Source organism: Lentzea xinjiangensis (assembly GCF_900110955.1).
Classification (GTDB): domain Bacteria; phylum Actinomycetota; class Actinomycetes; order Mycobacteriales; family Pseudonocardiaceae; genus Lentzea; species Lentzea xinjiangensis.
Genome location: NZ_FOFR01000007.1, coordinates 204,527 through 224,091 on the forward strand (window position 1 = coordinate 204,527; position 19,565 = coordinate 224,091).

The 19,565-nt window shown below is 71.3% G+C and carries 30 protein-coding genes; 18 read left to right on the plus strand and 12 right to left on the minus strand.

The features are described from left to right. Nucleotides 1-33 precede the first annotated feature (33 nt). Complete coding sequence (locus BMW88_RS17845) at nucleotides 34-525, plus strand: FBP domain-containing protein (protein WP_089951958.1); 492 nt, start codon at nucleotides 34-36, stop codon at nucleotides 523-525. A 13-nt stretch (nucleotides 526-538) separates the two neighbouring features. On the opposite strand, the gene BMW88_RS41915 is transcribed toward BMW88_RS17845, so the two are convergent. Further along, nucleotides 539-715, minus strand: a complete 177-nt coding sequence (locus tag BMW88_RS41915; RefSeq protein ID WP_177221164.1) for a hypothetical protein — start codon at nucleotides 713-715, stop codon at nucleotides 539-541. Between the two features lie 107 nt (nucleotides 716-822). On the opposite strand from BMW88_RS41915, the gene BMW88_RS17855 reads away from it, so the two are divergent. Together BMW88_RS17855 and BMW88_RS17860 are read left to right on the plus strand one after the other, a co-directional pair. Beyond that, the gene (locus BMW88_RS17855; protein WP_089951961.1) at nucleotides 823-1,377 is read left to right on the plus strand and encodes a sigma-70 family RNA polymerase sigma factor; all 555 of its coding nucleotides are present in this window, start codon (nucleotides 823-825) and stop codon (nucleotides 1,375-1,377) included. Beyond that, nucleotides 1,374-1,787, plus strand: coding sequence for a hypothetical protein (locus BMW88_RS17860; RefSeq protein WP_089951963.1), 414 nt, complete (start codon nucleotides 1,374-1,376; stop codon nucleotides 1,785-1,787). Before BMW88_RS17855 ends, BMW88_RS17860 begins: the two co-directional genes overlap by 4 nt. On the opposite strand, the gene BMW88_RS17865 is transcribed toward BMW88_RS17860, so the two are convergent. The 5 genes from BMW88_RS17865 to BMW88_RS17885 form a co-directional block, all read right to left on the minus strand. Continuing rightward, nucleotides 1,788-2,240 (minus strand): SRPBCC family protein, encoded by a 453-nt coding sequence (locus BMW88_RS17865; RefSeq protein WP_089951965.1) that lies wholly within the window; start codon nucleotides 2,238-2,240, stop codon nucleotides 1,788-1,790. It lies immediately after the preceding gene. After that, complete coding sequence (locus tag BMW88_RS17870; protein WP_245777875.1) at nucleotides 2,237-2,581, minus strand: ArsR/SmtB family transcription factor; 345 nt, start codon at nucleotides 2,579-2,581, stop codon at nucleotides 2,237-2,239. Before BMW88_RS17870 ends, BMW88_RS17865 begins: the two co-directional genes overlap by 4 nt. After that, nucleotides 2,578-3,042, minus strand: coding sequence for an SRPBCC family protein (locus BMW88_RS17875; protein ID WP_089951967.1), 465 nt, complete (start codon nucleotides 3,040-3,042; stop codon nucleotides 2,578-2,580). Before BMW88_RS17875 ends, BMW88_RS17870 begins: the two co-directional genes overlap by 4 nt. Before the next feature lie 74 nt (nucleotides 3,043-3,116). Then, complete coding sequence (locus BMW88_RS17880) at nucleotides 3,117-3,281, minus strand: DUF397 domain-containing protein (protein WP_143116124.1); 165 nt, start codon at nucleotides 3,279-3,281, stop codon at nucleotides 3,117-3,119. Continuing rightward, the gene (locus BMW88_RS17885) at nucleotides 3,247-4,314 is read right to left on the minus strand and encodes a helix-turn-helix domain-containing protein (protein ID WP_143116125.1); all 1,068 of its coding nucleotides are present in this window, start codon (nucleotides 4,312-4,314) and stop codon (nucleotides 3,247-3,249) included. Before BMW88_RS17885 ends, BMW88_RS17880 begins: the two co-directional genes overlap by 35 nt. A gap of 3 nt (nucleotides 4,315-4,317) precedes the next feature. Between BMW88_RS17885 and BMW88_RS41920 the strand changes: the two genes are divergently transcribed. After that, complete coding sequence (locus tag BMW88_RS41920; RefSeq protein WP_177221165.1) at nucleotides 4,318-4,464, plus strand: hypothetical protein; 147 nt, start codon at nucleotides 4,318-4,320, stop codon at nucleotides 4,462-4,464. Here BMW88_RS41920 and BMW88_RS17895 read toward each other — a convergent pair. Further along, nucleotides 4,461-5,048 carry a TetR/AcrR family transcriptional regulator gene (locus BMW88_RS17895; RefSeq protein WP_089952195.1) on the minus strand — a complete coding sequence of 196 codons (588 nt, stop codon included), beginning with the start codon at nucleotides 5,046-5,048 and terminating at the stop codon, nucleotides 4,461-4,463. The two genes, BMW88_RS41920 and BMW88_RS17895, sit on opposite strands and share 4 nt — an antisense overlap. Nucleotides 5,049-5,139: 91 nt before the next feature. On the opposite strand from BMW88_RS17895, the gene BMW88_RS17900 reads away from it, so the two are divergent. Genes BMW88_RS17900 through BMW88_RS17910 form a run of 3 tightly spaced genes read left to right on the plus strand, consistent with a single transcriptional unit; the run spans nucleotide 5,140 to nucleotide 7,748 of the window. Then, nucleotides 5,140-6,168, plus strand: a complete 1,029-nt coding sequence (locus BMW88_RS17900; RefSeq protein ID WP_089951973.1) for an NAD(P)-dependent alcohol dehydrogenase — start codon at nucleotides 5,140-5,142, stop codon at nucleotides 6,166-6,168. A 54-nt stretch (nucleotides 6,169-6,222) separates the two neighbouring features. Continuing rightward, entirely contained in the window at nucleotides 6,223-7,050 is an 828-nt protein-coding gene (locus BMW88_RS17905; RefSeq protein ID WP_245777876.1) for a helix-turn-helix domain-containing protein, read from the plus strand. Then, entirely contained in the window at nucleotides 7,047-7,748 is a 702-nt protein-coding gene (locus tag BMW88_RS17910; RefSeq protein WP_089951976.1) for a short chain dehydrogenase, read from the plus strand. Before BMW88_RS17905 ends, BMW88_RS17910 begins: the two co-directional genes overlap by 4 nt. Here the strand turns inward: BMW88_RS17910 and BMW88_RS17915 are convergent. Both BMW88_RS17915 and BMW88_RS17920 read right to left on the minus strand, forming a co-directional pair. Next, the gene (locus BMW88_RS17915) at nucleotides 7,657-8,394 is read right to left on the minus strand and encodes an SDR family NAD(P)-dependent oxidoreductase (protein WP_089951978.1); all 738 of its coding nucleotides are present in this window, start codon (nucleotides 8,392-8,394) and stop codon (nucleotides 7,657-7,659) included. The two genes, BMW88_RS17910 and BMW88_RS17915, sit on opposite strands and share 92 nt — an antisense overlap. A gap of 26 nt (nucleotides 8,395-8,420) precedes the next feature. After that, nucleotides 8,421-9,278, minus strand: a complete 858-nt coding sequence (locus BMW88_RS17920; protein WP_089951979.1) for an SDR family oxidoreductase — start codon at nucleotides 9,276-9,278, stop codon at nucleotides 8,421-8,423. 90 nt (nucleotides 9,279-9,368) lie between these two features. On the opposite strand from BMW88_RS17920, the gene BMW88_RS17925 reads away from it, so the two are divergent. Genes BMW88_RS17925 through BMW88_RS17950 form a run of 6 tightly spaced genes read left to right on the plus strand, consistent with a single transcriptional unit; the run spans nucleotide 9,369 to nucleotide 13,622 of the window. After that, nucleotides 9,369-9,941, plus strand: a complete 573-nt coding sequence (locus BMW88_RS17925) for a TetR/AcrR family transcriptional regulator (protein WP_245777877.1) — start codon at nucleotides 9,369-9,371, stop codon at nucleotides 9,939-9,941. Nucleotides 9,942-9,950: 9 nt separating this feature from the next. Next, nucleotides 9,951-10,517, plus strand: a complete 567-nt coding sequence (locus tag BMW88_RS17930) for a TetR/AcrR family transcriptional regulator (RefSeq protein WP_089951982.1) — start codon at nucleotides 9,951-9,953, stop codon at nucleotides 10,515-10,517. Nucleotides 10,518-10,519: 2 nt separating this feature from the next. Next, nucleotides 10,520-12,016, plus strand: coding sequence for a carboxylesterase/lipase family protein (locus BMW88_RS17935; RefSeq protein ID WP_089951983.1), 1,497 nt, complete (start codon nucleotides 10,520-10,522; stop codon nucleotides 12,014-12,016). 50 nt (nucleotides 12,017-12,066) lie between these two features. Next, the gene (locus BMW88_RS17940) at nucleotides 12,067-12,438 is read left to right on the plus strand and encodes a hypothetical protein (RefSeq protein ID WP_089951985.1); all 372 of its coding nucleotides are present in this window, start codon (nucleotides 12,067-12,069) and stop codon (nucleotides 12,436-12,438) included. Between the two features lie 54 nt (nucleotides 12,439-12,492). Further along, the gene (locus BMW88_RS17945) at nucleotides 12,493-13,089 is read left to right on the plus strand and encodes a DsbA family protein (RefSeq protein WP_089951986.1); all 597 of its coding nucleotides are present in this window, start codon (nucleotides 12,493-12,495) and stop codon (nucleotides 13,087-13,089) included. After that, nucleotides 13,086-13,622: a vitamin K epoxide reductase family protein gene (locus BMW88_RS17950; protein ID WP_089951988.1), complete on the plus strand. Its 537-nt coding sequence runs from the start codon at nucleotides 13,086-13,088 to the stop codon at nucleotides 13,620-13,622. Before BMW88_RS17945 ends, BMW88_RS17950 begins: the two co-directional genes overlap by 4 nt. Here BMW88_RS17950 and BMW88_RS17955 read toward each other — a convergent pair. Continuing rightward, nucleotides 13,619-14,461, minus strand: coding sequence for a helix-turn-helix transcriptional regulator (locus BMW88_RS17955; protein ID WP_089951990.1), 843 nt, complete (start codon nucleotides 14,459-14,461; stop codon nucleotides 13,619-13,621). The genes BMW88_RS17950 and BMW88_RS17955 overlap by 4 nt on opposite strands. An 86-nt stretch (nucleotides 14,462-14,547) precedes the next feature. Here BMW88_RS17955 and BMW88_RS17960 point away from each other — a divergent pair, with 86 nt between their 5' ends. Next, complete coding sequence (locus BMW88_RS17960) at nucleotides 14,548-15,324, plus strand: SDR family NAD(P)-dependent oxidoreductase (protein WP_089951991.1); 777 nt, start codon at nucleotides 14,548-14,550, stop codon at nucleotides 15,322-15,324. Nucleotides 15,325-15,330: 6 nt separating this feature from the next. On the opposite strand, the gene BMW88_RS17965 is transcribed toward BMW88_RS17960, so the two are convergent. Together BMW88_RS17965 and BMW88_RS17970 are read right to left on the minus strand one after the other, a co-directional pair. Beyond that, nucleotides 15,331-15,879: an HAD-IA family hydrolase gene (locus BMW88_RS17965; protein WP_089951993.1), complete on the minus strand. Its 549-nt coding sequence runs from the start codon at nucleotides 15,877-15,879 to the stop codon at nucleotides 15,331-15,333. Beyond that, nucleotides 15,876-16,622: a DeoR/GlpR family DNA-binding transcription regulator gene (locus BMW88_RS17970; protein ID WP_245777878.1), complete on the minus strand. Its 747-nt coding sequence runs from the start codon at nucleotides 16,620-16,622 to the stop codon at nucleotides 15,876-15,878. Before BMW88_RS17970 ends, BMW88_RS17965 begins: the two co-directional genes overlap by 4 nt. 73 nt (nucleotides 16,623-16,695) lie before the next feature. Between BMW88_RS17970 and BMW88_RS17975 the strand changes: the two genes are divergently transcribed. Genes BMW88_RS17975 through BMW88_RS17990 form a run of 4 tightly spaced genes read left to right on the plus strand, consistent with a single transcriptional unit; the run spans nucleotide 16,696 to nucleotide 19,563 of the window. Continuing rightward, the gene (locus BMW88_RS17975) at nucleotides 16,696-17,862 is read left to right on the plus strand and encodes an MFS transporter (protein ID WP_089951996.1); all 1,167 of its coding nucleotides are present in this window, start codon (nucleotides 16,696-16,698) and stop codon (nucleotides 17,860-17,862) included. A 10-nt stretch (nucleotides 17,863-17,872) separates the two neighbouring features. Continuing rightward, the gene (locus BMW88_RS17980; RefSeq protein WP_089951998.1) at nucleotides 17,873-18,544 is read left to right on the plus strand and encodes an RraA family protein; all 672 of its coding nucleotides are present in this window, start codon (nucleotides 17,873-17,875) and stop codon (nucleotides 18,542-18,544) included. Between the two features lie 5 nt (nucleotides 18,545-18,549). After that, on the plus strand, nucleotides 18,550-19,116 hold the full coding sequence (locus tag BMW88_RS17985) for a TIGR03086 family metal-binding protein (RefSeq protein WP_245777879.1): 567 nt from the start codon (nucleotides 18,550-18,552) through the stop codon (nucleotides 19,114-19,116). A 48-nt stretch (nucleotides 19,117-19,164) separates the two neighbouring features. Then, complete coding sequence (locus BMW88_RS17990) at nucleotides 19,165-19,563, plus strand: VOC family protein (protein ID WP_089951999.1); 399 nt, start codon at nucleotides 19,165-19,167, stop codon at nucleotides 19,561-19,563. The last annotated feature ends 2 nt before the right edge of the window (nucleotides 19,564-19,565 follow it).

The following is a 19,565-nucleotide window of genomic DNA, read 5'->3' on the forward strand; positions in this document are numbered from 1 at the left end:
TAGGAGCCCTAGGAAAACCTAACGTTCCTCGACGTGAAGCCGCTGACCGAACCACAGATCCGCGCGTCTTTCGTCAATTCCACCAAGGGCGAGGCGAAGCGCATGCACGTGCCCAGGGATCTCGGCGACCTGCCGTGGGACGACCTGGACTTCCTGGGCTGGCGGGACCCGGCCGCGCCCGACCGCGCGTACCTGGTGATCGACCTCGGGGAACGGCTCGTCGGGATCGCGCTGCGCAGGGCCACGCAGGCCGGGCACGCGCGCAAGACGATGTGCGCCTGGTGCCTGACCACGCACCAGGGTGACGGCGTGTCGCTGATGACCGCGCGCAAGGCCGGGAAGTCCGGGCAGCAGGGCAACTCGGTCGGCGCCTACGTGTGCGCCGACCTGGCCTGCTCGCTCTACCTGCGCGGGAAGAAGAGCGCGGGACCGGGATCGCGGTTCAAGGAGGCGATCTCGCTCGACGACCAGGTCGCGCGGATGGTCGCCGGGATCACCGCGTTCCTCGGACGGGTGAATTCCTAGAAACTCGTGGGCCTCAGAGCTCGAGCACGAGCTCGGCGCTGCACGCGCGGGCGCAGGGCCACGGGTCGCCGCACTCGGTGCACCCGGTCGAGGCGGGCAGGTGCGTGTCGAGCACGTGCACCGCCCTGGTCCGGTAGCGCTCCAGGTCGGACTCCCAGTCGTGGCGGGAGGCCGCGGTCGCACTGGTCATGGTCATCAGTCCTCGGGTCGGCTGTTGGGGAACAGGATGCACCCGCGGGACATCGTTCGGGCGGCAATTTCCCGAATCAGAGCGGCGTGGCGCGGCATCATGTCCACATGGAGATACCGGCGGCGCTGGCCGCGGCCGCACGTGGTGACCAGGCCGCGTGGGACGGGCTGGTCAAGCAGTTCAGCGGGCTGCTGTGGTCGATCGCCCGCGCCTACCGCCTCAACGACGCGGACGCCGCCGACGCCGTGCAGTGCACGTGGGTCAAGCTGGTCGAGCACCTCGACCGCATCGCCGAGCCCGAACGCCTGGCCGGCTGGCTCGCCACCACCGCGCGGCACGAGTGCCTGCAGCTCATCCGCCGCGCCGGGCGGCTGCCCGAACCCTCGGAGGAGATCGCCGACTCCCCCGATCCCGCTCCCGCCGTCGACCACGCGCTGATCGTCGGCGAACGCAACGCCGCGCTGTGGCGGGTCTTCGAGGAGCTGCCGGACCGCTGCCGCCGCCTGCTGCGCGTGCTGATGGCCTCGCCACCGCCCGCCTACGCCGACGTCGCCCTCGCGCTGGACATGCCGGTCGGCAGCATCGGGCCGATTCGCCAGCGCTGCCTGAACCGGCTGAAAGCGCTGGTCACGGGCAACGAGCTGCTGGAGGGCCGGTCATGAACGACGACGAGTTCCTCGACGTCCTGCGTGCCGCGGCCGAGGAGTTCGACCCCGTCCCGGCGGGCGTGCTGCGCGACGCGAGCGCCGCGCTCGCCTTGCGCGCGCTGGACGCGGAACTGGCCGCGCTGGTCGAGTCCGAGGCGCTGGTGCGCGGCGACGGGCCGGTGACGCTCGCGTTCGAGTCCGAGCGGGTCAGCGTCAGCCTGGAGATCAGCGACGACGTGCTGCGCGGGTTCGTCACCGGCGCCGCGGGCGAGGCGGTGGTGGAGACACCGCGCTCACGCCGCGCCGTCCCGATCGTCGACGGCTGGTTCACCGCGACCGGGGTGCCGTCCGGGCTGGTCAGGATCAGGCTGACAGCGGCGGACGGCACGCCGGTCGTCACCCAGTGGGCGCACGGCACGGCTTGATCACCACGGATCGGGCAGGCCCTGACCGGTGGTGATCAGGCTGTGCAGGCTGCCGTTGACGTAGTGCAGCCAGGCCGTGGAGCAGGCACCGAAGCACTCCACGTCCGGCACCAGGCCGACGTGGGTGAACCGCAGCTCGGTGCCGCCGTCCACCGCGGCGATGTCGAACGTGATGTCGCTGCCGGTCCACTCGGCCGGTTCCGAGACGAAGGACAGGTGGCTGTCGACGACCCGCCAGACCACCCGGCGGCCCGGCTCGAACTCGGTCACCCGTTGCCGGCTGTAGTGCTGCGGGGGATGCCGGTAGGTGAACTCGGCGCCCTGCTCGCCGGCGCTGCCCTCGATCTCGCCCGTCCACCAGGCGCGGACGTCCACGACGGCGGCGAAGACCTCGTCCGGCGACTGCTCGACCGTGAACGACGTCGAGTAGGCGCGCTCGGTGCTCGTGGTCATGACTGCTCCACCCCTGCCTGCCGGTCCCGCTGGATCCGCTCGGCGATGCGCTTGATCCGCTGCAACCGGGCGTCCCAGGCCTCGCCCACCGCGGCGAGCTGCGCGACCGCGCGAGCGAGCTGCGCCTCGTCCACCTCGTAGCGGCGTTCGCGACCGGCGGGCGTCACGTGCACCAGACCGACGCGGTCGAGCACCACCAGGTGCTTCGCGACCGCCTGCCGGGTGACGGGCAGCCGCTCGCTGAGCGTGGTGGCCGTCCCCCCGCCTTCGGTGAGCAGCAGGTCGAGCATCCGCCTGCGGGTCGGGTCGCCGACCGCGGACCAGAGGTCGTCGTCGATCACGGCCGCGCGACCAGGCTGGTGGCCCGCGCGACGAGGCGCGGCAGGAAGTGGTCCCAGCCCCGGCTGTGGTCGGCGTAGGCCTGTTCCAGCACGGCGGCCTCCCAGCCGCGCTCGCGGAAGCCGGTCTCCGTGAACCGCAGCAGCGTGCCCCCACCGGACGGGACGAGGTCGATGGTCACGAGCAGCGAGTTGCCCGGCGCCGCCGGTACGCCCCGCTCGTGGACCCAGCGGAAGGCGAACCGCCGCGGCGGGTCGGCCTCCACGACGGTGAGCTGCTCGACCTTCGCCTCCGGCGAGGCCGGGTCGCCGAACACGATCCGGCCGGTCGAGCCGGGCACCGGGTCGAACTCGGCCTCGTCGGGCCACCACTCGCGCACGTGCTCCGGTGAGCTGACCACCTCGTAGACCACCTCGGGGCTGGCGTCGATCCGCAGCTCCCGTTCGATGCTCCCGTACTCCACGTCGTCTCCTCGGGCCTGATATGCAACCATCGGTTGCACTTCAACCTAGCGACGCGCCGGAAGTAATGCAACCACTAGTTGCGCGTGGACTTCGCCTGACGCAGCAGCCCCGCCCACTGCCGGGCGTTGAGCGGGAGTTCGACCGACGGAGACTTGCTGTCCCGGACGCCGACACCACGGCCCACTTCGACGCAGTTGGTGTCGCTACCGCTGTAGCTGCTCTTCCGCCACCTGGTCATCACGACACTCCTCACCGATGATGTCGGTGATCAGCTTCCTGGTTTGCCCCTCGTCCAACGCCGTCCGTCCGAGTGACTTGAGCACGTCTTCGTAGAGCTCGACTGAAAGCTGATCTTCCAGGAAGACCGTAGCGCCCTCGCTCTCCACGTAAACGATCGGCGGGATCTTCTTGAAGGTCAGCATGTCGAACGAGCCCGCGAGCCCGGCGTGCGGGCCGACCACCGTGGGAACGACCCGGAGTGTCAGGTACGGCCGGACCGACATCCGGAGCAGATGGTGGAGCTGGTCCGCCATGACGTCCCGGCTTCCGACGGGCAGGCGTAGGGCTTGCTCGTGCATGAAGATCGTGACGGTTCGATAGCCGTCGAAGACGGACTGCTGGCGTGCGATCCGATTCCTGATCACCGAGGGACGCTCGTCAGGAGTCACGCGCGTCGATGCGTTCACCAGGTAAGTGATGTAGTCGGGCGCTTGCACAAGACCGTGCACGACGTTCATCGACCAACCGGTCACACCTGTCGCGATCTTCTCGTGTTCGCGGAGTGTGCGCGCTCGGTCCGTGATGCCGGACTTGGTGGGCTGCAACCAATCGCGGATGTTCGTGTCGTGGTGCAGGGCCATGAGGTGGTCGAACTCGTCGGGCGGCGTGCGCAACAGGCCGAGCAGCTTGGCCAGGTCGACGTCGGTCGTGCCCTCCTTGCCGTTCACCAGCTCCGAGACCTTGGCCTCCTGCCAGCCGAGCAGGTCCGCGGCCGCGCGGTTGGTCAGGCCGGCCGCCCGCAGCAGCGCCCGGATCGCGTCGCCGAACTCGCGGCCGCGCACAGTGGATCTCCGCAGAGGCATGCGGGGGACGGTAGGGGCGGCGTTCCGTTTGGCTCCACCCGTTCGCGGCAGGTCAACCTGAAAGCATGCTGTTTGGCGGGGTTCCAGACCGATGACGCGGGCGCGTTCCGGTGAGACGATGGTGGCGTGCGAACCGACCGCGACACCGTTTCCGCAGCCCTCACCGCGGGCAGCGGCCGTGCCGTGCACCTCGTGACCGGGGCGGCCGTCGGTGGTGGCCTGGTGGCCGCCGCCGCGCCGTGGTGGGCCTGGGCCGTGCTGCTCCTGGGGCTGTGGCTGACCTCCGCCGCGCTGCGCCGGATGACCCCTTCGCACCTGTTCACCCGGTGCGGCGCCTAGTCCGGCGCGACGACGCGGCGGACGCTCTCGCGCAACAGCGTCCTGCGGCGCTCGTGGTCCTCGGCGGGTTCGCCGGCCGTGGTCGCGTAGACGTTGCTCACCGGTGACCACGCCATCGACATCGCGATGACCATGGCCATCAGGTCGAACGGGTCGCCGGCGCGGACCAGACCGGCGGCCTGCGCCTCGGCGATGGCCCGCAGCTTGGCGTCGTCGCGGCGCTCGCTCTCGGCGACGAGGTAGCCGGTCGGGCGGCGTTCCAGGCGAGCCCACGTGGCAAGACGGATCAGGTCGGGGCGTGCGAGGTACTCGTCGTACAGCCGCACCGCCCACTCGGCGAGGTCGGTGGCGTCGATGGGGACGACGTTGACGATCCGGTCCAGCGAGCCGAGGAAGATCGCGTCGAACAGCCCCTCCTTGTTGCCGAAGTAGGCGTAGAGCTGCGCTTTGTTCGTGCGCGCCGCGGCGACGACCCGCTCGATGCGGGCTCCCGCGATGCCGTACCGGGCGAACTCCTGGGTGGCGACGTCGAGGATGCGCTGCCGGGTGGCCTCGCCCCGGGCGGTGAGCTGCTGGTCGGACATGGTGCGCACTCTACTGACAGACCATTCGGTTTACTTTGCGGCCGATCCGCTCTACGCTCGAATAGACCGAACAGTCTGTTTTAGGAGCGTCATGCGAAGCACCACCGGCTGGCAGGCCCACGGCACCACGTTGCGGAAGGAGCCGATCACCCGGCGCGACCTGCGCCCCGACGACATCTCGGTGCGCGTGGACTTCTGCGGGGTCTGCCACACCGACCTGCACGCCGTCCGCTCGCACGACGGCGGAGTGCTCGTGCCGGGGCACGAGTTCACCGGTGTCGTGATCGAGGCCGGTCCGGACGTCACCGCGTTCCGCGTCGGCGATCCGGTCGCCGTTGGCAACATCGTCGACTCCTGCGGTGCGTGCGACATGTGCGCGGCGGGACAGGAGAACTTCTGCCGCGAGTTCCCCACGCTCACCTACAACGGCACCGACCGGCACGACGGGTCGACGACGCTGGGCGGGTTCTCGCGCGAGTACGTGGTGCGGGAGAAGTTCGCCTATCGGCTGCCGTCCGGGCTGGACCCGGCGGCCGCGGCGCCGTTGATGTGCGCCGGGATCACGGTGTGGGAACCGCTGCGCGCGTTGGGCGTGGGGCCGGGCACGCGCGTCGCGGTGGCGGGTCTGGGCGGTCTCGGCCACCTCGCGGTGAAGCTCGCCGCGGCCATGGGAGCCGAGGTGTCGGTGGTGAGCCGGTCCGCCGGCCGCGCGGCGGAGGCGATCGAGCTCGGTGCGCGGGACGTCGTCGTCTCCACCGACCCGGACAGCACGGCCGCCGCGCGCGACCGCTTCGACGTGCTGATCGACACCATTCCCGTCGCCCACGACCTCGGCCCCTACCTGAAGCTCGTGGCGATGGACGGGACGCTCAGCCAGGTCGGCTACCTCGGCTCCATGACCGTGGAGACGATGGACCTGCTCACCGGCCGCAAGAAGCTCAGCTCCGGCGGCAGCGGCGGCGTCGCGGCCACCGCCGACATGCTCGAGTTCTGCGCCGGCCACGGCATCACCGCCGACATCGAGCTCCTGCCGTCCGGCCGGGTGGGCGAGGCCCTCGACCGGCTCGAACGGGGCGACGTGCGCCATCGGTTCGTGCTCGACCTGTCCGACCTGGGCTGAAGGTGACCACGACAGGTGCAGGCACAGCCCGGCGCGGCCCTGCACCATGAAGTGGTGATCAACGATCTGGGTGGGTTCCTGCGCAGTCGCCGGGAACGTCTCGGTCCCGTCGAGGCGGGCATCGCACCAGGCCACACCCGCCGGCGGGTGCCGGGGCTGCGCCGGGAGGAGCTCGCGGAGCTGGCCGGGGTGAGCGTCGGCTACTACACGCGGCTCGAACGCGGGGTGAGCACGAGCGCGTCCGCGGCGGTGATCGACTCGCTCGCGGCGGCGCTGCGGCTCGACCCCGCCGAGCACGACCACCTGCGCGTGCTCGCCGCGCCGCACCGGCCGTCGAGGCCCCAGGCGCGCAGGAGCAGGGTGCGACCGTCCGTGCGGGAGTTGCTGGCGGCACTGACGATGCCGGCGGTGGTCATCGACCACCGGGCCGAAGTGCTCGCGTGGAACGGTCTGGGCCACCTCCTCCTCGCGGGGCATGTCGCGTTCACCGCGCCGGACGGGCGGGTGAGGCCGAACATCGCGCGGATGGTGTTCCTGGACCCGCACCACCGGGCGTTGTACCGCGACTGGCGGGCGAAGGCACTGGTGACGACGGCGGCGCTGCACCAGGCCGTGGCGCGGCACCCCGCTGATCCGGTGCTGGAGCAACTCGTCGGGCAACTCGCCGTCGACAGCGTGGAGTTCGCACGGATGTGGGCTCGACGGCCCGTGAAGACGTGCTCCTACTACGTGCGCGAGATGGACCATCCTGTCGTCGGGCGCGTGACGTTGGCGAACGAGACCGTCACGTTGCCCGACGAGGACCAGCAGCTCGGGTTGTTCTACGCACAAGCCGGCACGGCCGACGCCGACGCGCTCGCACTGCTCGGACAGCTGCGATGAAGGCCGTCGTCGTAGGTGGCGCGGGCACGATCGGACGGCGGTTGGTGCCGGCTTTGCGTGCCCGCGGACACGAGGTCGTCGTCGCCGGGCGCACGAGCGGTGACGTGCACGTCGATTTGACGGTGCACGAGACGATCGAGGCGATGTACCGGGACGTCACGGGCATCGACGCGGTGGTGTGCGTCGCCGCGCACGGCGCGCTCGACGAGTTCGCGACGCTGACGGTGGACGCGTTGCACGAGAACATGCGGGCCAAGTTCTACGGGCAGGCCGACCTGGTGCTCACCGGGCAGCACCACTGCGCGGCCGGGGCGTCGTTCACGCTGACCTCCGGCATCTTCGCCGATCAGGCGTGGCCCGGCGGCACCGGCGGCGGCGTGATCAGCGGCGCGCTGCACAGCTTCGTGCTGTCGGCCGCGGTGGAGCTGCCGAGGGCGATGCGGGTCAACGCGGTCAGCCCGGCGATGGTCAGCGACTCCGCGGCCGCGTTCTCCGCCTACTTCCCCGGAATGCGCCCCGTGCCGATGGGCGACCTGGTCGCGCACTACCTGACCTGCCTCGAAGGTGATGAGACCGGCCAGGTGATCCGGGCCTACGGCCAGGAGCTCAGGCGACCGGTCCGAGCAGGAAGCCGCCGTCGGCGAGCAGCTCGGTGCCGGTGGCGAAGCGGGCCTGGTCGGAGGCGGCGAACAGGGTGAAGTCCGCGATCTCCTCCGGGCTCGCCTGCCGGGGGATGGCGAAGTCGCCCACCGGCACGATCTCGTTGCCGTCGGGGTCGTAGGCCAGCGGTGTGCCGATGATGCCGGGGTGCACGGCGTTGACGCGGATGCCGTCGCGGGCCAGCTCCTTGGCCGCCGCCCGCATCAGGCCGCGCAGCGCCCACTTGCTGCTGCTGTAGGCGACGAGGCCCGGTGCGGCGGTGAGACCGGCGACGGAGTTGATGTTGACGATCGCACCGCCACCGGCCTTGCGCATCGACGGCGCCACGGCCCGGATGCCGAGCAACGCGCCGGTGAGGTTGGTGTCGAGCACCCGGCGGAACTCGTCGAGCGCGATGCTCTCGGTGGTGCCGACGCGCAGGTAGGCGGCGTTGTTGACCAGGACGTCCACCGGTCCGAAGCGGTCTTCCGCCGCAGTGATCGCCGCGGCCCAGTCGGACTCGCTGGTGACGTCGAGCCGCACGCCCAGCGCCGGGCCGTCGAGCGAGGCGGCCAGGTCGCCGGCACCGGTGCGGGCGGCCACGACGGTGTTGGCGCCGGCCAGGGCGAACTGCGTGGACAGCGCGGTGCCGAGGGCGCCCGTGGCGCCGGTGACGAGGACGGTCTTGCCGGTGAAGTCGAACACGGCTTGCTCCTTCAGGTTCGTGCCGGTCAGTTGGCGGAGCTGAGGGTGTCGTCGGCGTCGGTGGAGCGGGCGAGGTCGCGGCCTGCCCGCATCGCGTCGAGGCGGCCCTGCAGCGCGGCGGTTCCGAGCGCGTAGGCGTCCGATCCCAGGGTCAGGCGCAGCGGTGCGTCGGCCCGGTCGGCGGCGGCGATGATCGCGGCGGCGATCTTCTGGGGGTCGCCGGGCACGGGCAGCGGCGGCAGTTCGCCGGAGAAGACGCGGCGGAGCTGTCCGGACGGGCCGTCGGCGTACTCGGGCAGCGCCGCGCCGAGCACCGCGGCGCCCACGCCGAAGTTGGTGCGGGCGAAACCGGGCTCGACCAGCGTCACGCCGATGCCGAACGGCGCCAGCTCGGCGGCCGCCGACTCCCAGAAGCCCTCGATGCCCCACTTGGTCGCGTGGTAGAGGCTCATGGCGGGGAAGGCGACCTGGCCGCCGATGCTCGCGAGCTGGATGAACCGCCCACCGCCCTGGCCGCGCAGGTGCGGCGTGGCGGCGCGGGCGAGCTGGATCGAGCCCGTCAGGTTCGTGGCGATCTGCCGGTCGACCTGCTCGTCGGTCAGCTCCTCCGCCGCGCCGAACAGCCCGTACCCGGCGTTGGACACGACCACGTCGATCCGTCCGAGCTCGGCGAACGCGCGGCCGACCACCTCCCGCACCGCGGCCGTGTCGGTGACGTCGAGGCGGGCGCGCCAGAGCCGGTCGCCGTGGCGGGCGGCGAGGTCGTCGAGCGCCTCCAGCCGGCGGGCGGTGGCGGCGACCCGGTCGCCGCGCTCGAGAAGCTGCTCGGTGAGTTCGCGGCCGAAGCCGGACGACGTGCCGGTGATGAACCAGGTGCGGGTCATGTCTGCTCCTCGGTAGGTAACTAACTAGATACATTCGTACACGTGTCGACGGCACATGTAAATATCTAGATGGTTATGTACGATCGGCGCATGCCACCCGACGCCACGGAGACCAAGCGGCGCCTCATGAAGGCCGCTATCGACGAGTTCGCCGCGCACGGCCTCGCGGGAGCGCGGGTCGACCGCATCGCCGAGCAGGCCTCGGCGAACAAGCGGTCGATCTACATGCACTTCGGCACCAAGGAGGAGCTGTTCGACCGGGTCGTCGGCGACGCCATGGCCGAGCTGGGGCGCGCGGTCGCGATCGACGCGGGTGACCTCCCCCGCTACGCCGGCGCGCTGTTCGCGCAACTGGAACAGCGCCCGCACGTGCGCCGGCTGTACCTGTGGGCGGGGCTGGAGCGCCAGCAGCCCGTCGAGGCCGAGGTCGCGGAGTACCGGCGCAACGTGGCCGCGATCTCCGCCGCCCAGCGGGCGGGCTCCGTCCGGTCCGACATCCCGGCGATCGAGCTGCTGGCCATGGTGGTCGCGCTGGTGATCAGCTGGGACACCGCGTCCTGGTCGTTGAAGGCGTTGCGAGAGGACTCCTTCCCCGGCCGCCAGGCTGCGGTGGAAGCCGCCGTCGCAGGTCTCGCCCGGCCCTCATTTGCTCAACCGTGCTAACTTTTGCTCATGCGAGCAAAATCCGTGACGGAGCAGGCCAGGCGGGCGCAGATCATGTCGGCGGCCATCGCCACGATCGCGGAGCTCGACTACGCCGAGACGTCGTTCAAGGCGATCGCGGCGCGCGCGGGGCTGAGCAGCACCGGGCTGATCTCGTACCACTTCCGCAACAAGCAGGAACTCGTCGACGTCGTGTTCGCCGACGTCCTCGAACGCTTCCAGGGCTTCGTCACCGCGCGCCTGGGCCAGCCCAGCCCGCGTGACGAGCTGCGGGCGTTCCTGGTCGCCAACGTGGCGTTCCTGCGGGAGCACCGCGCCGACATGCTCGCGTTCCTGCGGATCAGGGCACACGCGGCGGTGACCGATGGGGGCATCGCCGACTCGGACCACGTCGCACTCGCCGCGCTGCTTCGCCAGGGGCAGGACGCCGGCGAGTTCCGCGCGTTCGACCCGGACGTGATGGCGGTGTTCATCCTGGCGATGCGCAACGGCGTCGTGCTGCGGTCCGGGGCACTCGACCTCGACGTCTGCGAGAGGGAACTGGTCGCGGCCGTCGAGCTGGCCACGGGAGGGTAGGCATGCGTCTGCCGACGTTGCTGTTGACCGCATTTCTGCTGGTGAGCGCGTGCGGGAAGGGGGAGGCGATGCCCTCAGACGTCGTCACGACCGACACAGGCCGGGTCCGGGGCGAGGTGCGGGACTCGCACCTCGTGTTCCAGGGCATCCCGTACGCCCGCGCGTCGCGCTGGGAGCCGCCGGTCCGCGCCGCGTCGTGGGACGGCGTGCGGGACGCGCTGGCACCCGGCAGCCCGTGCCCGCAGGTCGGGTCCGGCTACTCGGAGACGAAGAGCACGAACGAGGACTGCCTGTTCGCGAACGTCATGACACCGTCCACCTCGGGCCGCAGGCCGGTGCTGGTGTGGATCCACGGTGACGGCGCCATCGGGGCCGGCCACCACTTCCACGCCGAACGCCTCGCACGGCAGGGGGACGTCGTCGTGGTGACGTTCAACTACCGGATGGGCGTGTTCGGCGGCTTCGGCCTGCCCGGCCTGCCGCATTCCGGCGAGTTCGGGCTGCTGGACCAGCGGGCGGCGCTGGAGTGGGTGCGGCGCAACGTCTCCGGCTTCGGCGGCGATCCGGGCAACGTGACGCTGTTCGGGGTGTCGTTCGGCGCGACGGCCGTGAGCGCGCACCTGATCGCCCAGAAGTCCGCGCGGCAGCCGTTGTTCCACAAGGCGATCCTGCACAGCTCCTTCACGCTGGTGGACGTGCCGAAGGGCGCCTGGTTCCCGGACCTGGAGGCGTTGCCGTCACTGGCGTGGCGGCCGGTGGCGGAGATCGAGGAGATCGGCGCGGCGATCACGGGTGAGCTGGGCTGCGCGGACCTGGCGTGCCTGCGGGCGCTCCCCGCCGCCACCCTGCTGGAGCACCCGCAGATCATGAACATCTTCCAGCCGGTCGGGTACGGCGGGTCCGTGCTGCCGGAGCCGCCGGCGCAGTCGCTGGAGACCGGGGCGTTCTCGCCGGTGCCGATGCTCGCCGGAGCCACGCGCGACGAACACAACAGCTTCGTCGGGCTGTTCCGGCCGGACCCGATGTCCGCGGACGACTACTCGCGGCTGGTGCGGGAGGCGTTCCCGGAGCGGGCCGCTGAGGTCGAGCGGGAGTACCCGGTGAGTGCCTACGCGTCAGCGAAGCAGGCGTGGGCCGCGCTGCTGACCGACCGCGTGTGGGCGAGGGCGACGTTCCGGCAGAACACCTTGTACGCGCGTCACGCGCCCGTGTACGCGTTCGAGTTCGCGGACCGTGGCGCGGCCACGGACCCGTCGTTCCCGACGGAACTGCACGGCGCGAACCACTCATCGGACATCGACTACCTGTTCCCGGATCGCGACTTCGCCAAGGACCGCGGGCTGTCCGATCACATGATCAGAACGTGGACGGACTTCGCCCGCACCGGGACACCGGGATGGCCGCGGTTCTCCGCAGGGCAGTACGTGCAGTCGCTGGCACCGGGGGCGATCGGACCGGTCGACTACGCGGCCGAGCACAGACTGGCGTTCTGGGACTAGCTCTCCCCCGCTCACACCACGCTGAGTGGCCAGTGGCTACTCTGGATGACGTGCCCGGCACCCGCAGCTCGCGAACCCGCGCGTACCTCGCGCGGGTTTTCGCCGTGCTCGCGCTGGTCGCCGGTGTCGCGATGATGCAGGGCACCCCGTGCGAGACCGAGTTCGCCTGGACCGCGCAGTGCCCGACGTCGAGCACCCACGCCGTCGTCCACTCCGGCCAGGCCGACGACTCCGGGCTGATCGAGGGCATCCTCGTGGCGGGCGCCTGCCTCGTGGTGGCGCTCGCGGTGCTCATCGGGTTCGCCGTGCTGCGGCGGTCCTCCTCGTTCCGGGCGCCGGCGATGCGCCTGCCCTCTGCGCTGCCTCCCCCTTCACGCCGGCTGGAAGTGCGGCTGGCGCAGCTCTGCGTGCTGCGGGCCTAGGCCGAACCCGTTCTGCGGTTCGGTCCGTCCCGCCTTCGTGGAGGTTTCTTCGCCATGTCCAAGAACGCCCGCCTGTCCCTGGTCATCATCGCCGTCGTGGCGGTGGTGGTCGCCGGTTTCCTCCTGTTCACCCGCAACGACACCACCGCGGCTCCCCAGTCCGCCGGCGGCGGGGTGACCGTCGTCGAGTACCTCGACCTCGAATGCCCGTCCTGCCGCGCCGCCCACCCCGGCGTGGAGCGGCTCAAGACCGAGTACGGCGAGCGCGTCACGTTCGACGTGCGGCACTTCCCCATCCCCAGCCACCGCAACGCCGAGCTCGCCGCCGTCGCGGTCGAGGCGGCCGGCGCCGGGGGCAAGCGGGACGACATGATCCGGCTGATGTTCGACGCGCAGCAGGAATGGGGCGGGCAGCAGACGTCCCAGCGCGCGGTGTTCGCCGGGTTCGCGCAGCAGCTCGGGCTCGACGCGGCCGCGTTCGAGAAGGCGCTGGACGACCCGGCGCTGCGCGAGCGGGTGCTCGCCCAGCGCGCGGAGGGCAGCAAGGCCGGGGTGACGGGCACGCCGACGTTCTTCATCAACGGCACCAAGTTCACCGGCGCGCCCTCCTACGACGCGCTGAAGAAGGCGATCGAGCGGGAGCTCTCGTGAACCGGATCGTCGCGGGGGTCCTCGCGGTCGGCGGGGCCGTCGGCCTGCTCGCCTCGGCCGTGCTGACGATCGAGAAGATCGCGCTGCTCAAGGACCCGTTCTACGTGCCGACGTGCAGCATCAACCCGGTGCTGAGCTGCGGCTCCATCATGACGACGCCGCAGGCGGAGCTGTTCGGGTTCCCCAACCCGCTGCTCGGCATCGCCGGGTTCGCGGTGGTGACGACACTCGGCGTCGTGCTGCTCACGGGCGTGGAGCTGCCGTCGTGGATCTGGATCGGGCTGCAGGTGGGCACCACCGCCGGCGTGCTGCTCGTGCACTGGCTCATCTACCAGTCGCTGTACGAGATCGGCGCGCTGTGCCCGTACTGCATGGTCGTGTGGGCCGTGACGATCCCGATCTTCTGGTACACGACGCTGCGCAACATCCGCCCGGCGTTCCAGTACCACACGGTCGTGTTGATCCTGTGGTACCTGCTGATCGCCGCGGGGGTGTTGCAGGCGTTCTGGTTCTACTGGTCGTCGCTGGTCTAGAGCCGGGCGCCGGGGCCGAGGACGTTCAGCAGCGCGAGCGCCTCGGCCCCGGGAGACCCCAGCGGGGCGCTGTAGAGCACCAGGTGCTGGTCGCGGTCGGTGAGCGTGAGCGAGTCGCAGTCGACGGTGACCTCACCGACGAGCGGGTGCCGGAACGTCTTGGTGAGTGCCGGTGAGGCCTGCACGTCGTTGCGCTCCCAGAGCCGGGCGAAGTCGGCGCTGCCGGCGCGCAGCTCCTCGACCAGTTCCGCCACCGCGGGATCGGCCGGGTAGCGGGCGAGCGTGGCCCGCAGCTGCATGACGACGTGCAGCCGGAACTCGGCGGCGTCGGAGATCCCGTAGAGGGGTTTGTCCGGTGGCGTCCGGTCCAGGAACGCGCGGCGGGCGAGGTTGCGGTCCCGCGGGTCGAGCAGGGCGAAGTCCTCCATGAGCGCGGCCGCGAGGTCGTTCCACGCGAGCACCTCGAACACGGCGGAGGTCACGAACCCGGCAGTCTGCGGCAGTCGTTCCAGCAGCGCGAGGATGCTCGGGCGGACGTCGCGCCGGTGCACCCGGCCGCGGGTCGGCGCGGTGCCAGCGAGGAGGTGGAGGTGGTCCGACTCGGCGTCGGTGAGCCGCAGCGCGCCCGCGATGCCGGCGAGGACCTCGGCCGAGGGCCACGGTGCTCTGCCCTGCTCCAGCCGCACGTAGTACTCGGTGGAGATGTGGGCCAGGACCGCGACCTCCTCGCGGCGCAGCCCCGGTGTGCGGCGGCGCGGGCCGGACGGCAGGCCGACGTCCTCCGGCCGGAGGCGTTCGCGCCGGCTGCGCAGGAACGAGGCCAGCTCTTGCTTGCTCATACCCCGAGTCTGCCCGCCGCGTGGCCGCGGAGCCTGGTACAGCCAGTACCTGAATCCGGATCGGCGACCGCGCTGACATTGTCGGCATGACCAACGCAACCGCACCCATCGGCCTCCTCACCGGCAAGGTCGTCCTCATCACCGGCGCCAGCCGCGGCATCGGGGCGGCCGCCGGCCGGCTGTTCGCCGCCGAGGGCGCCGCCGTCGTGCTCGCCGCCCGCGGCACCGACGCCCTCGACCGCCTCGTCGGCGAGATCCGCGCCGCCGGCGGTGTCGCGGACGCCGTGCCGCTCGACCTCGCCGACCGCGCGAGCATCCGCGCGGCGGTCGACCGCGTCGAGGAGCTGCACGGGCGGCTCGACGGCGCGTTCAACAACGGTGCCGTGATCCAGCAGCCCGGCCCGCTCGACACCACGAGCGACGAGGACATCGACAACCAGTTCGCCGTGAACTTCCGCTCGCACTGGACCGCCATGAACGCCGAGGCCGTGTTGATGCGCCGCGGCGGTGGCGGGGCGATCGTCAACACCTCGAGCATCGGCAGCCGCCGCGCCAACCCGGCCCTGCCCGCGTACGGGGCCATGAAGCGCGCGCTCAACAGCCTCACCGAGACCGCCGCGGTGACCTGGGCTCCCGAAGGCATCCGGGTCAACGGCATCACCCCCGGCGGCACCGCCACGGAGATGATCGACGCGTGGGAGGAGGCGACCCCCGGCATCGTCGAGCGCATCACCGCGACGACCCCGCTCGGGCGCATGGCCGAGCCCCGCGAGGTGGCCGAGGCCGCCGCGTGGCTGCTCAGCGACCGCGCCTCGATGGTGACGGGCGCGATCGTGCCGGTCGACGGCGGCGCCGGCGCCTGAGCCCGTTCAGGCGCTCCTGCCGACCCCGAGCAGGTCCCGCAGGCCGGTGATGCCGGTGAAGTGGTGGCCGCGCATCCCGGCCCGCTCGGCCGCGCGGACGTTCTCCAGCCGGTCGTCCACGAACAGGATGTCGCCGCCGCCCAGCGCGTCCCGGCACCACTCGAACGCGCCGGGCTCGGGCTTCGCGTGCCCGATGCGGCAGGAGAACCCGCGCACCTCGAACAGGTCGAGCCACTCGTAGGTGCGCTCGAAGTAGCGGGCGTGGTCCTCGGGGATGTTGGACAGCAGGGCGATCCGCCGGCCGGCGCCGTGCAGCTCGTGCAGCAGCGCGACCATCGCGTAGTCGACACGGCTCCAGCTGGCGACGTCCTTCTCGACCAGCGGTGGGTGACCCACGCGCGTCCAGTACTCCTCGGCGGTGATGTCGCCACGGTCGTAGGCGGGGCGCTGTGCCCAGTAGGCGTCCCAGAACGACGGGTCGTCGCTCATCGTGGCCATGACCTCGGGTGACTGGTCGCGGGCGATCACACCGAACATGTCGAACAGCACGATCATGCCGTCACCACCGTCACGCCCGCGGCCGTCAGGCCTTGGACGCGGTCGTCGCCGTCCGCGTCGGTGACCACCGCGTCCAGCGACGACACCGGCGCCACGTGCGCCAGCGCGGTGCGGGTGAGCTTGGAGGCGTCGACGGCGGCGATCACGCGCCGGGCCGAGGCGATGGCGGCGCGCTTCACCGAGGCGTCCTCCAGGTCGAACGCGGTCATGCCGTGCTCGGCCGACAGGCCGCAGCAGCCGATGACCGCGGTGTCGAAGCGCAGGGACTCCAGCGACGCCAGCGTCAGCGGCCCGGTCAACGCCAGCTCGCCGGGCCGCGGCCGGCCGCCGGGCACCAGCAGCGTCAAGGCCGGCGAGGACGACAGCGCGTTCACGGCGTGCAGCGACAACGGCATCACGGTCATCCGGCGGTCGTGCAGCAGGCGGGCGACTTCGAGACACGTGGTGCCGCTGTCCAGCACGACCGACTCGCCGTCGGCGAGCAGCCCGGCGACGACGGCGGCGATGCGGCGCTTGGCGTCCGTGTTCTCGTCGGAGCGCAGGGCGAACGGGGGTTCGGAGCCGCGCAGCAGCAGGCTGCGGGCGCCGCCGCGGTAGCGCTCCAGCACCCCCTGTGCGGCGAGCACCTCCAGGTCGCGGCGGATGGTCATCTCGGACGCGCCGGTCAGCGCCGCCAGCTCCGCGACGCCGAGGGAGCCGGCGTCGCGGACCGCCTCGGAGATCTGCTTCAGTCGGGACACGACCGTGATTGAACATCAGTGATGTTCGAAACTCAATCTTTCGAACATGCGAACCGTTCGTTAGCGTGGGCTCGTGACCGCTCTCCGGGCCGCACGGGCCGCCACCTTCACCTACTTCGCGCTCAACGGGTTCCTGCTCGGGCTGTGGCTCGTGCACATCCCGACCGTCGAGGAACGCACAGGTATCAGCCACGCCGAGCTCGGCCGGTTGCTGCTGCTGCTCGGCTTGGGCGCGTTCATCGGCATGCGGTTCGGCGGCAAGTTCACCGACCGGCTGGGCGTGAAGCTGGTCGTGCCGCTCGCCGGTGTCGTATGCAGCGTGACGGCGTTCCTGCCCGGTGTGGCCGTCAACCAGTGGACGCTCGGTGCGGCGCTGCTCATCTTCGGCTTCGGCAACGGGCTGATCGACGTGAGCATGAACGCGCACGCCGTGGTCGTGGAACGGCACTACAACCGTCCGGTGATGTCGGCGTTCCACGCGACGTGGTCGCTCGGTGGTGTGGCAGCGGCGCTCACCGGTGCACGCACGTTGGGCTGGGAGCTCTCCCCCGCCACCACGCTCGGTGCCGCGGCCGTGCTCGGTGTCGTCGTCAGCCTCGTGACAGCCAGGTTGCTCCTCGACGAGAAGGAGGAGCAGCAGCAGGCCACCGACCAGACCGGCAAGAAGCGCAAGGCGCCGCGCCGGATCTGGATCATGGCGGTGCTCGCCCTGCTGGTCATGCTGAGCGAGGGCGCGGCCAACGACTGGAGCGTGCTGCACCTGCAGGACATCCTCGACGCCTCGCCGGAGATCGCCGCACTGGCCTACGGCGCGTTCGCGACGACGATGACCGTCGGCCGCCTGCTCGCCGACCGGGTCACGGCGAAGATCGGGCCGATGGCGGTGCTGCGCTGGGGCTCGGTGATCGGCGCCGCAGGCATCGCGACCGCGGCGCTCTCCCCGTGGATCTGGCTGGCACTGGTCGGCTGGGCCATCGCCGGGATCGGTCTGTCGGGCACGGTGCCGCAGCTCTTCAGCGCGGCGGGCCACGCCGAACCCGGCGCGGCGGGGGTCAACGTCTCGCGCGTGGCCGGGCTCGGCTACCTCGGCGTGCTGGCCGGACCGGCGGTGATCGGCTGGCTGACGCACTTCGTGCCGCTCAACATCGCGTTCCTGCTGCCGGTGGTGCTGTGCCTGGTCGCGGCGCTGTCCGCGGGTGTGCTGCGGCAGAAACCCGCCGAGGAGCCCGTGTCGGCGTGAGAATGCCCGCATGGATCTCGCCGAACTCGATCTCACCACCGCACATCTGGCCGACGCCTGCGTCCGGGCGAACATCCCGGTCCGCACAGCCGTCCTCACCCCGGTCATCCCCGGCACGAAGACGTCCGGCCGCGTCCTGCCCGCCCGGCACGCGGGCAGCGTCGACATCTTCCTGGAGGCCATCGAACGCAGCGAGCCCGGTGACGTGCTGGTCGTCGACAACGGCGGCCGCACCGACGAGGCCTGCGTGGGCGACCTGATCGTGCTCGAAGCGCAGAAGGCCGGTCTCGCGGGTGTCGTGATCTGGGGTCTGCACCGCGACACCCAGGACATCCGCGCGATCGGCCTGCCGGTGTTCAGCCTCGGCGCGAACCCGACCGGCCCGCTGAGCCTGCGCGACCGCGCGCCCGAGGCCCTCTCGACGGCCGAGGTCGACCAGTGGACCGTCACGTCCGACGACGTCGTGTTCGGTGACGACGACGGCGTGCTGTTCGTGCCGGCCGCGCAGGCCGAGGCGCTGCTCGCCAAGGCGGCGGGCATCCGCGACGTCGAGCGGGCGCAGGCCGAGCGCGTGCGGCAGGGCGAGTCCCTGCGCGGGCAGTTGCGGTTCAGCGAATACCTGGCGAGCGGTCTCACGTTCCGCGAGCATCTGCGCAAGATCGGCGGCGCGGTCGAGGAGTGATTCCCGTGATCGCGGACAGGTATCGGGCTCGTGCGGACGCGTTCGAGGCGAAGGTCTCGAACGTGCCTGAGGACCAGTGGGACAACCCGTCGCCGTGCGCCAAGTGGACCGCGCGTGAGGTGGTGGACCACGTCATCGACATGCACGGCGTGATGCTGGGCGTCGCGATCCCCCGCACCGGCGACCTGCTGGCGGACTTCCGCGAAGCCCGGCGGCAGGTGCAGCAGGCGCTCGCGTCCGGCCGCGCGACGAGGGAGGTCTCCACGCCGGTCGGCGCGATGACGCTGGCCGAGCACGTCGACCGGGTCGTGAGCGACGACCTGGTCCTGCACGGCTGGGACCTCGCCCGCGCCACCGGCCAGGACGAGACCATCCCCGCCGAGGACGTGCAGCGGCTGTGGGCCACCGCGACGGCGGTGCCGCCCGAGCTGATGCAGCGGCTCCGCACGCCCGGCGCGTTCGGCCCCGGCATCGAGGTCTACGGCCCCGAGGTGCCGGTGCCCGAGGACGCGTCACCGCAGGACAGGCTGCTCGGGTATGTGGGCAGGGACCCCATGTCGAAAAGTTCCTGAGCACTTCGACGCCTGCGGGAAAGGCCACCGCCGAGAAGGAGCACCACCGTGGACTGGACCCTGGAAGTCATCGTCATCCCCGTGTCGGACCTCGACCGGTCGAAGCGCTTCTACGCCGAGCAACTCGGCTTCGCCGTCGACCACGACACGACCTTCGACGAGAACACGCGCATCATGCAGCTCACGCCGCCCGGCTCCGGCTGCTCGATCGTGCTGGGCAAGGGCATCGTCAAGGGCGAGCCAGGCTCGCTCAAGGGCGTGCAGCTCGTCGTGGCGGACCTGGAGAAGGCCCGCGCGCAGCTACTGGAGCGCGGTGTCGAGGTCGGTGAGATCGTGCGCATGAACGAGGCGGACGGAGGGTCGTTCATCTTCTTCGACGACCCTGACGGCAACAGCTGGGCCGTGCAGGAGATCAAGGCCCGCGCGACCGGTGGGGAGTGGAAGTGAAG

Coding starts and splice junctions, on each gene's coding strand:
- BMW88_RS41915 (WP_177221164.1), bottom strand. CDS start 715: ATGACCAGTGCGACCGCGGCCTCCCGCCACGACTGGGAGTCCGACCTG.
- BMW88_RS17855 (WP_089951961.1), top strand. CDS start 823: ATGGAGATACCGGCGGCGCTGGCCGCGGCCGCACGTGGTGACCAGGCC.
- BMW88_RS17860 (WP_089951963.1), top strand. CDS start 1,374: ATGAACGACGACGAGTTCCTCGACGTCCTGCGTGCCGCGGCCGAGGAG.
- BMW88_RS17865 (WP_089951965.1), bottom strand. CDS start 2,240: ATGACCACGAGCACCGAGCGCGCCTACTCGACGTCGTTCACGGTCGAG.
- BMW88_RS17880 (WP_143116124.1), bottom strand. CDS start 3,281: ATGACCAGGTGGCGGAAGAGCAGCTACAGCGGTAGCGACACCAACTGC.
- BMW88_RS17895 (WP_089952195.1), bottom strand. CDS start 5,048: ATGTCCGACCAGCAGCTCACCGCCCGGGGCGAGGCCACCCGGCAGCGC.
- BMW88_RS17900 (WP_089951973.1), top strand. CDS start 5,140: ATGCGAAGCACCACCGGCTGGCAGGCCCACGGCACCACGTTGCGGAAG.
- BMW88_RS17910 (WP_089951976.1), top strand. CDS start 7,047: ATGAAGGCCGTCGTCGTAGGTGGCGCGGGCACGATCGGACGGCGGTTG.
- BMW88_RS17920 (WP_089951979.1), bottom strand. CDS start 9,278: ATGACCCGCACCTGGTTCATCACCGGCACGTCGTCCGGCTTCGGCCGC.
- BMW88_RS17925 (WP_245777877.1), top strand. CDS start 9,369: ATGCCACCCGACGCCACGGAGACCAAGCGGCGCCTCATGAAGGCCGCT.
- BMW88_RS17930 (WP_089951982.1), top strand. CDS start 9,951: ATGCGAGCAAAATCCGTGACGGAGCAGGCCAGGCGGGCGCAGATCATG.
- BMW88_RS17935 (WP_089951983.1), top strand. CDS start 10,520: ATGCGTCTGCCGACGTTGCTGTTGACCGCATTTCTGCTGGTGAGCGCG.
- BMW88_RS17945 (WP_089951986.1), top strand. CDS start 12,493: ATGTCCAAGAACGCCCGCCTGTCCCTGGTCATCATCGCCGTCGTGGCG.
- BMW88_RS17955 (WP_089951990.1), bottom strand. CDS start 14,461: ATGAGCAAGCAAGAGCTGGCCTCGTTCCTGCGCAGCCGGCGCGAACGC.
- BMW88_RS17960 (WP_089951991.1), top strand. CDS start 14,548: ATGACCAACGCAACCGCACCCATCGGCCTCCTCACCGGCAAGGTCGTC.
- BMW88_RS17965 (WP_089951993.1), bottom strand. CDS start 15,879: ATGATCGTGCTGTTCGACATGTTCGGTGTGATCGCCCGCGACCAGTCA.
- BMW88_RS17980 (WP_089951998.1), top strand. CDS start 17,873: ATGGATCTCGCCGAACTCGATCTCACCACCGCACATCTGGCCGACGCC.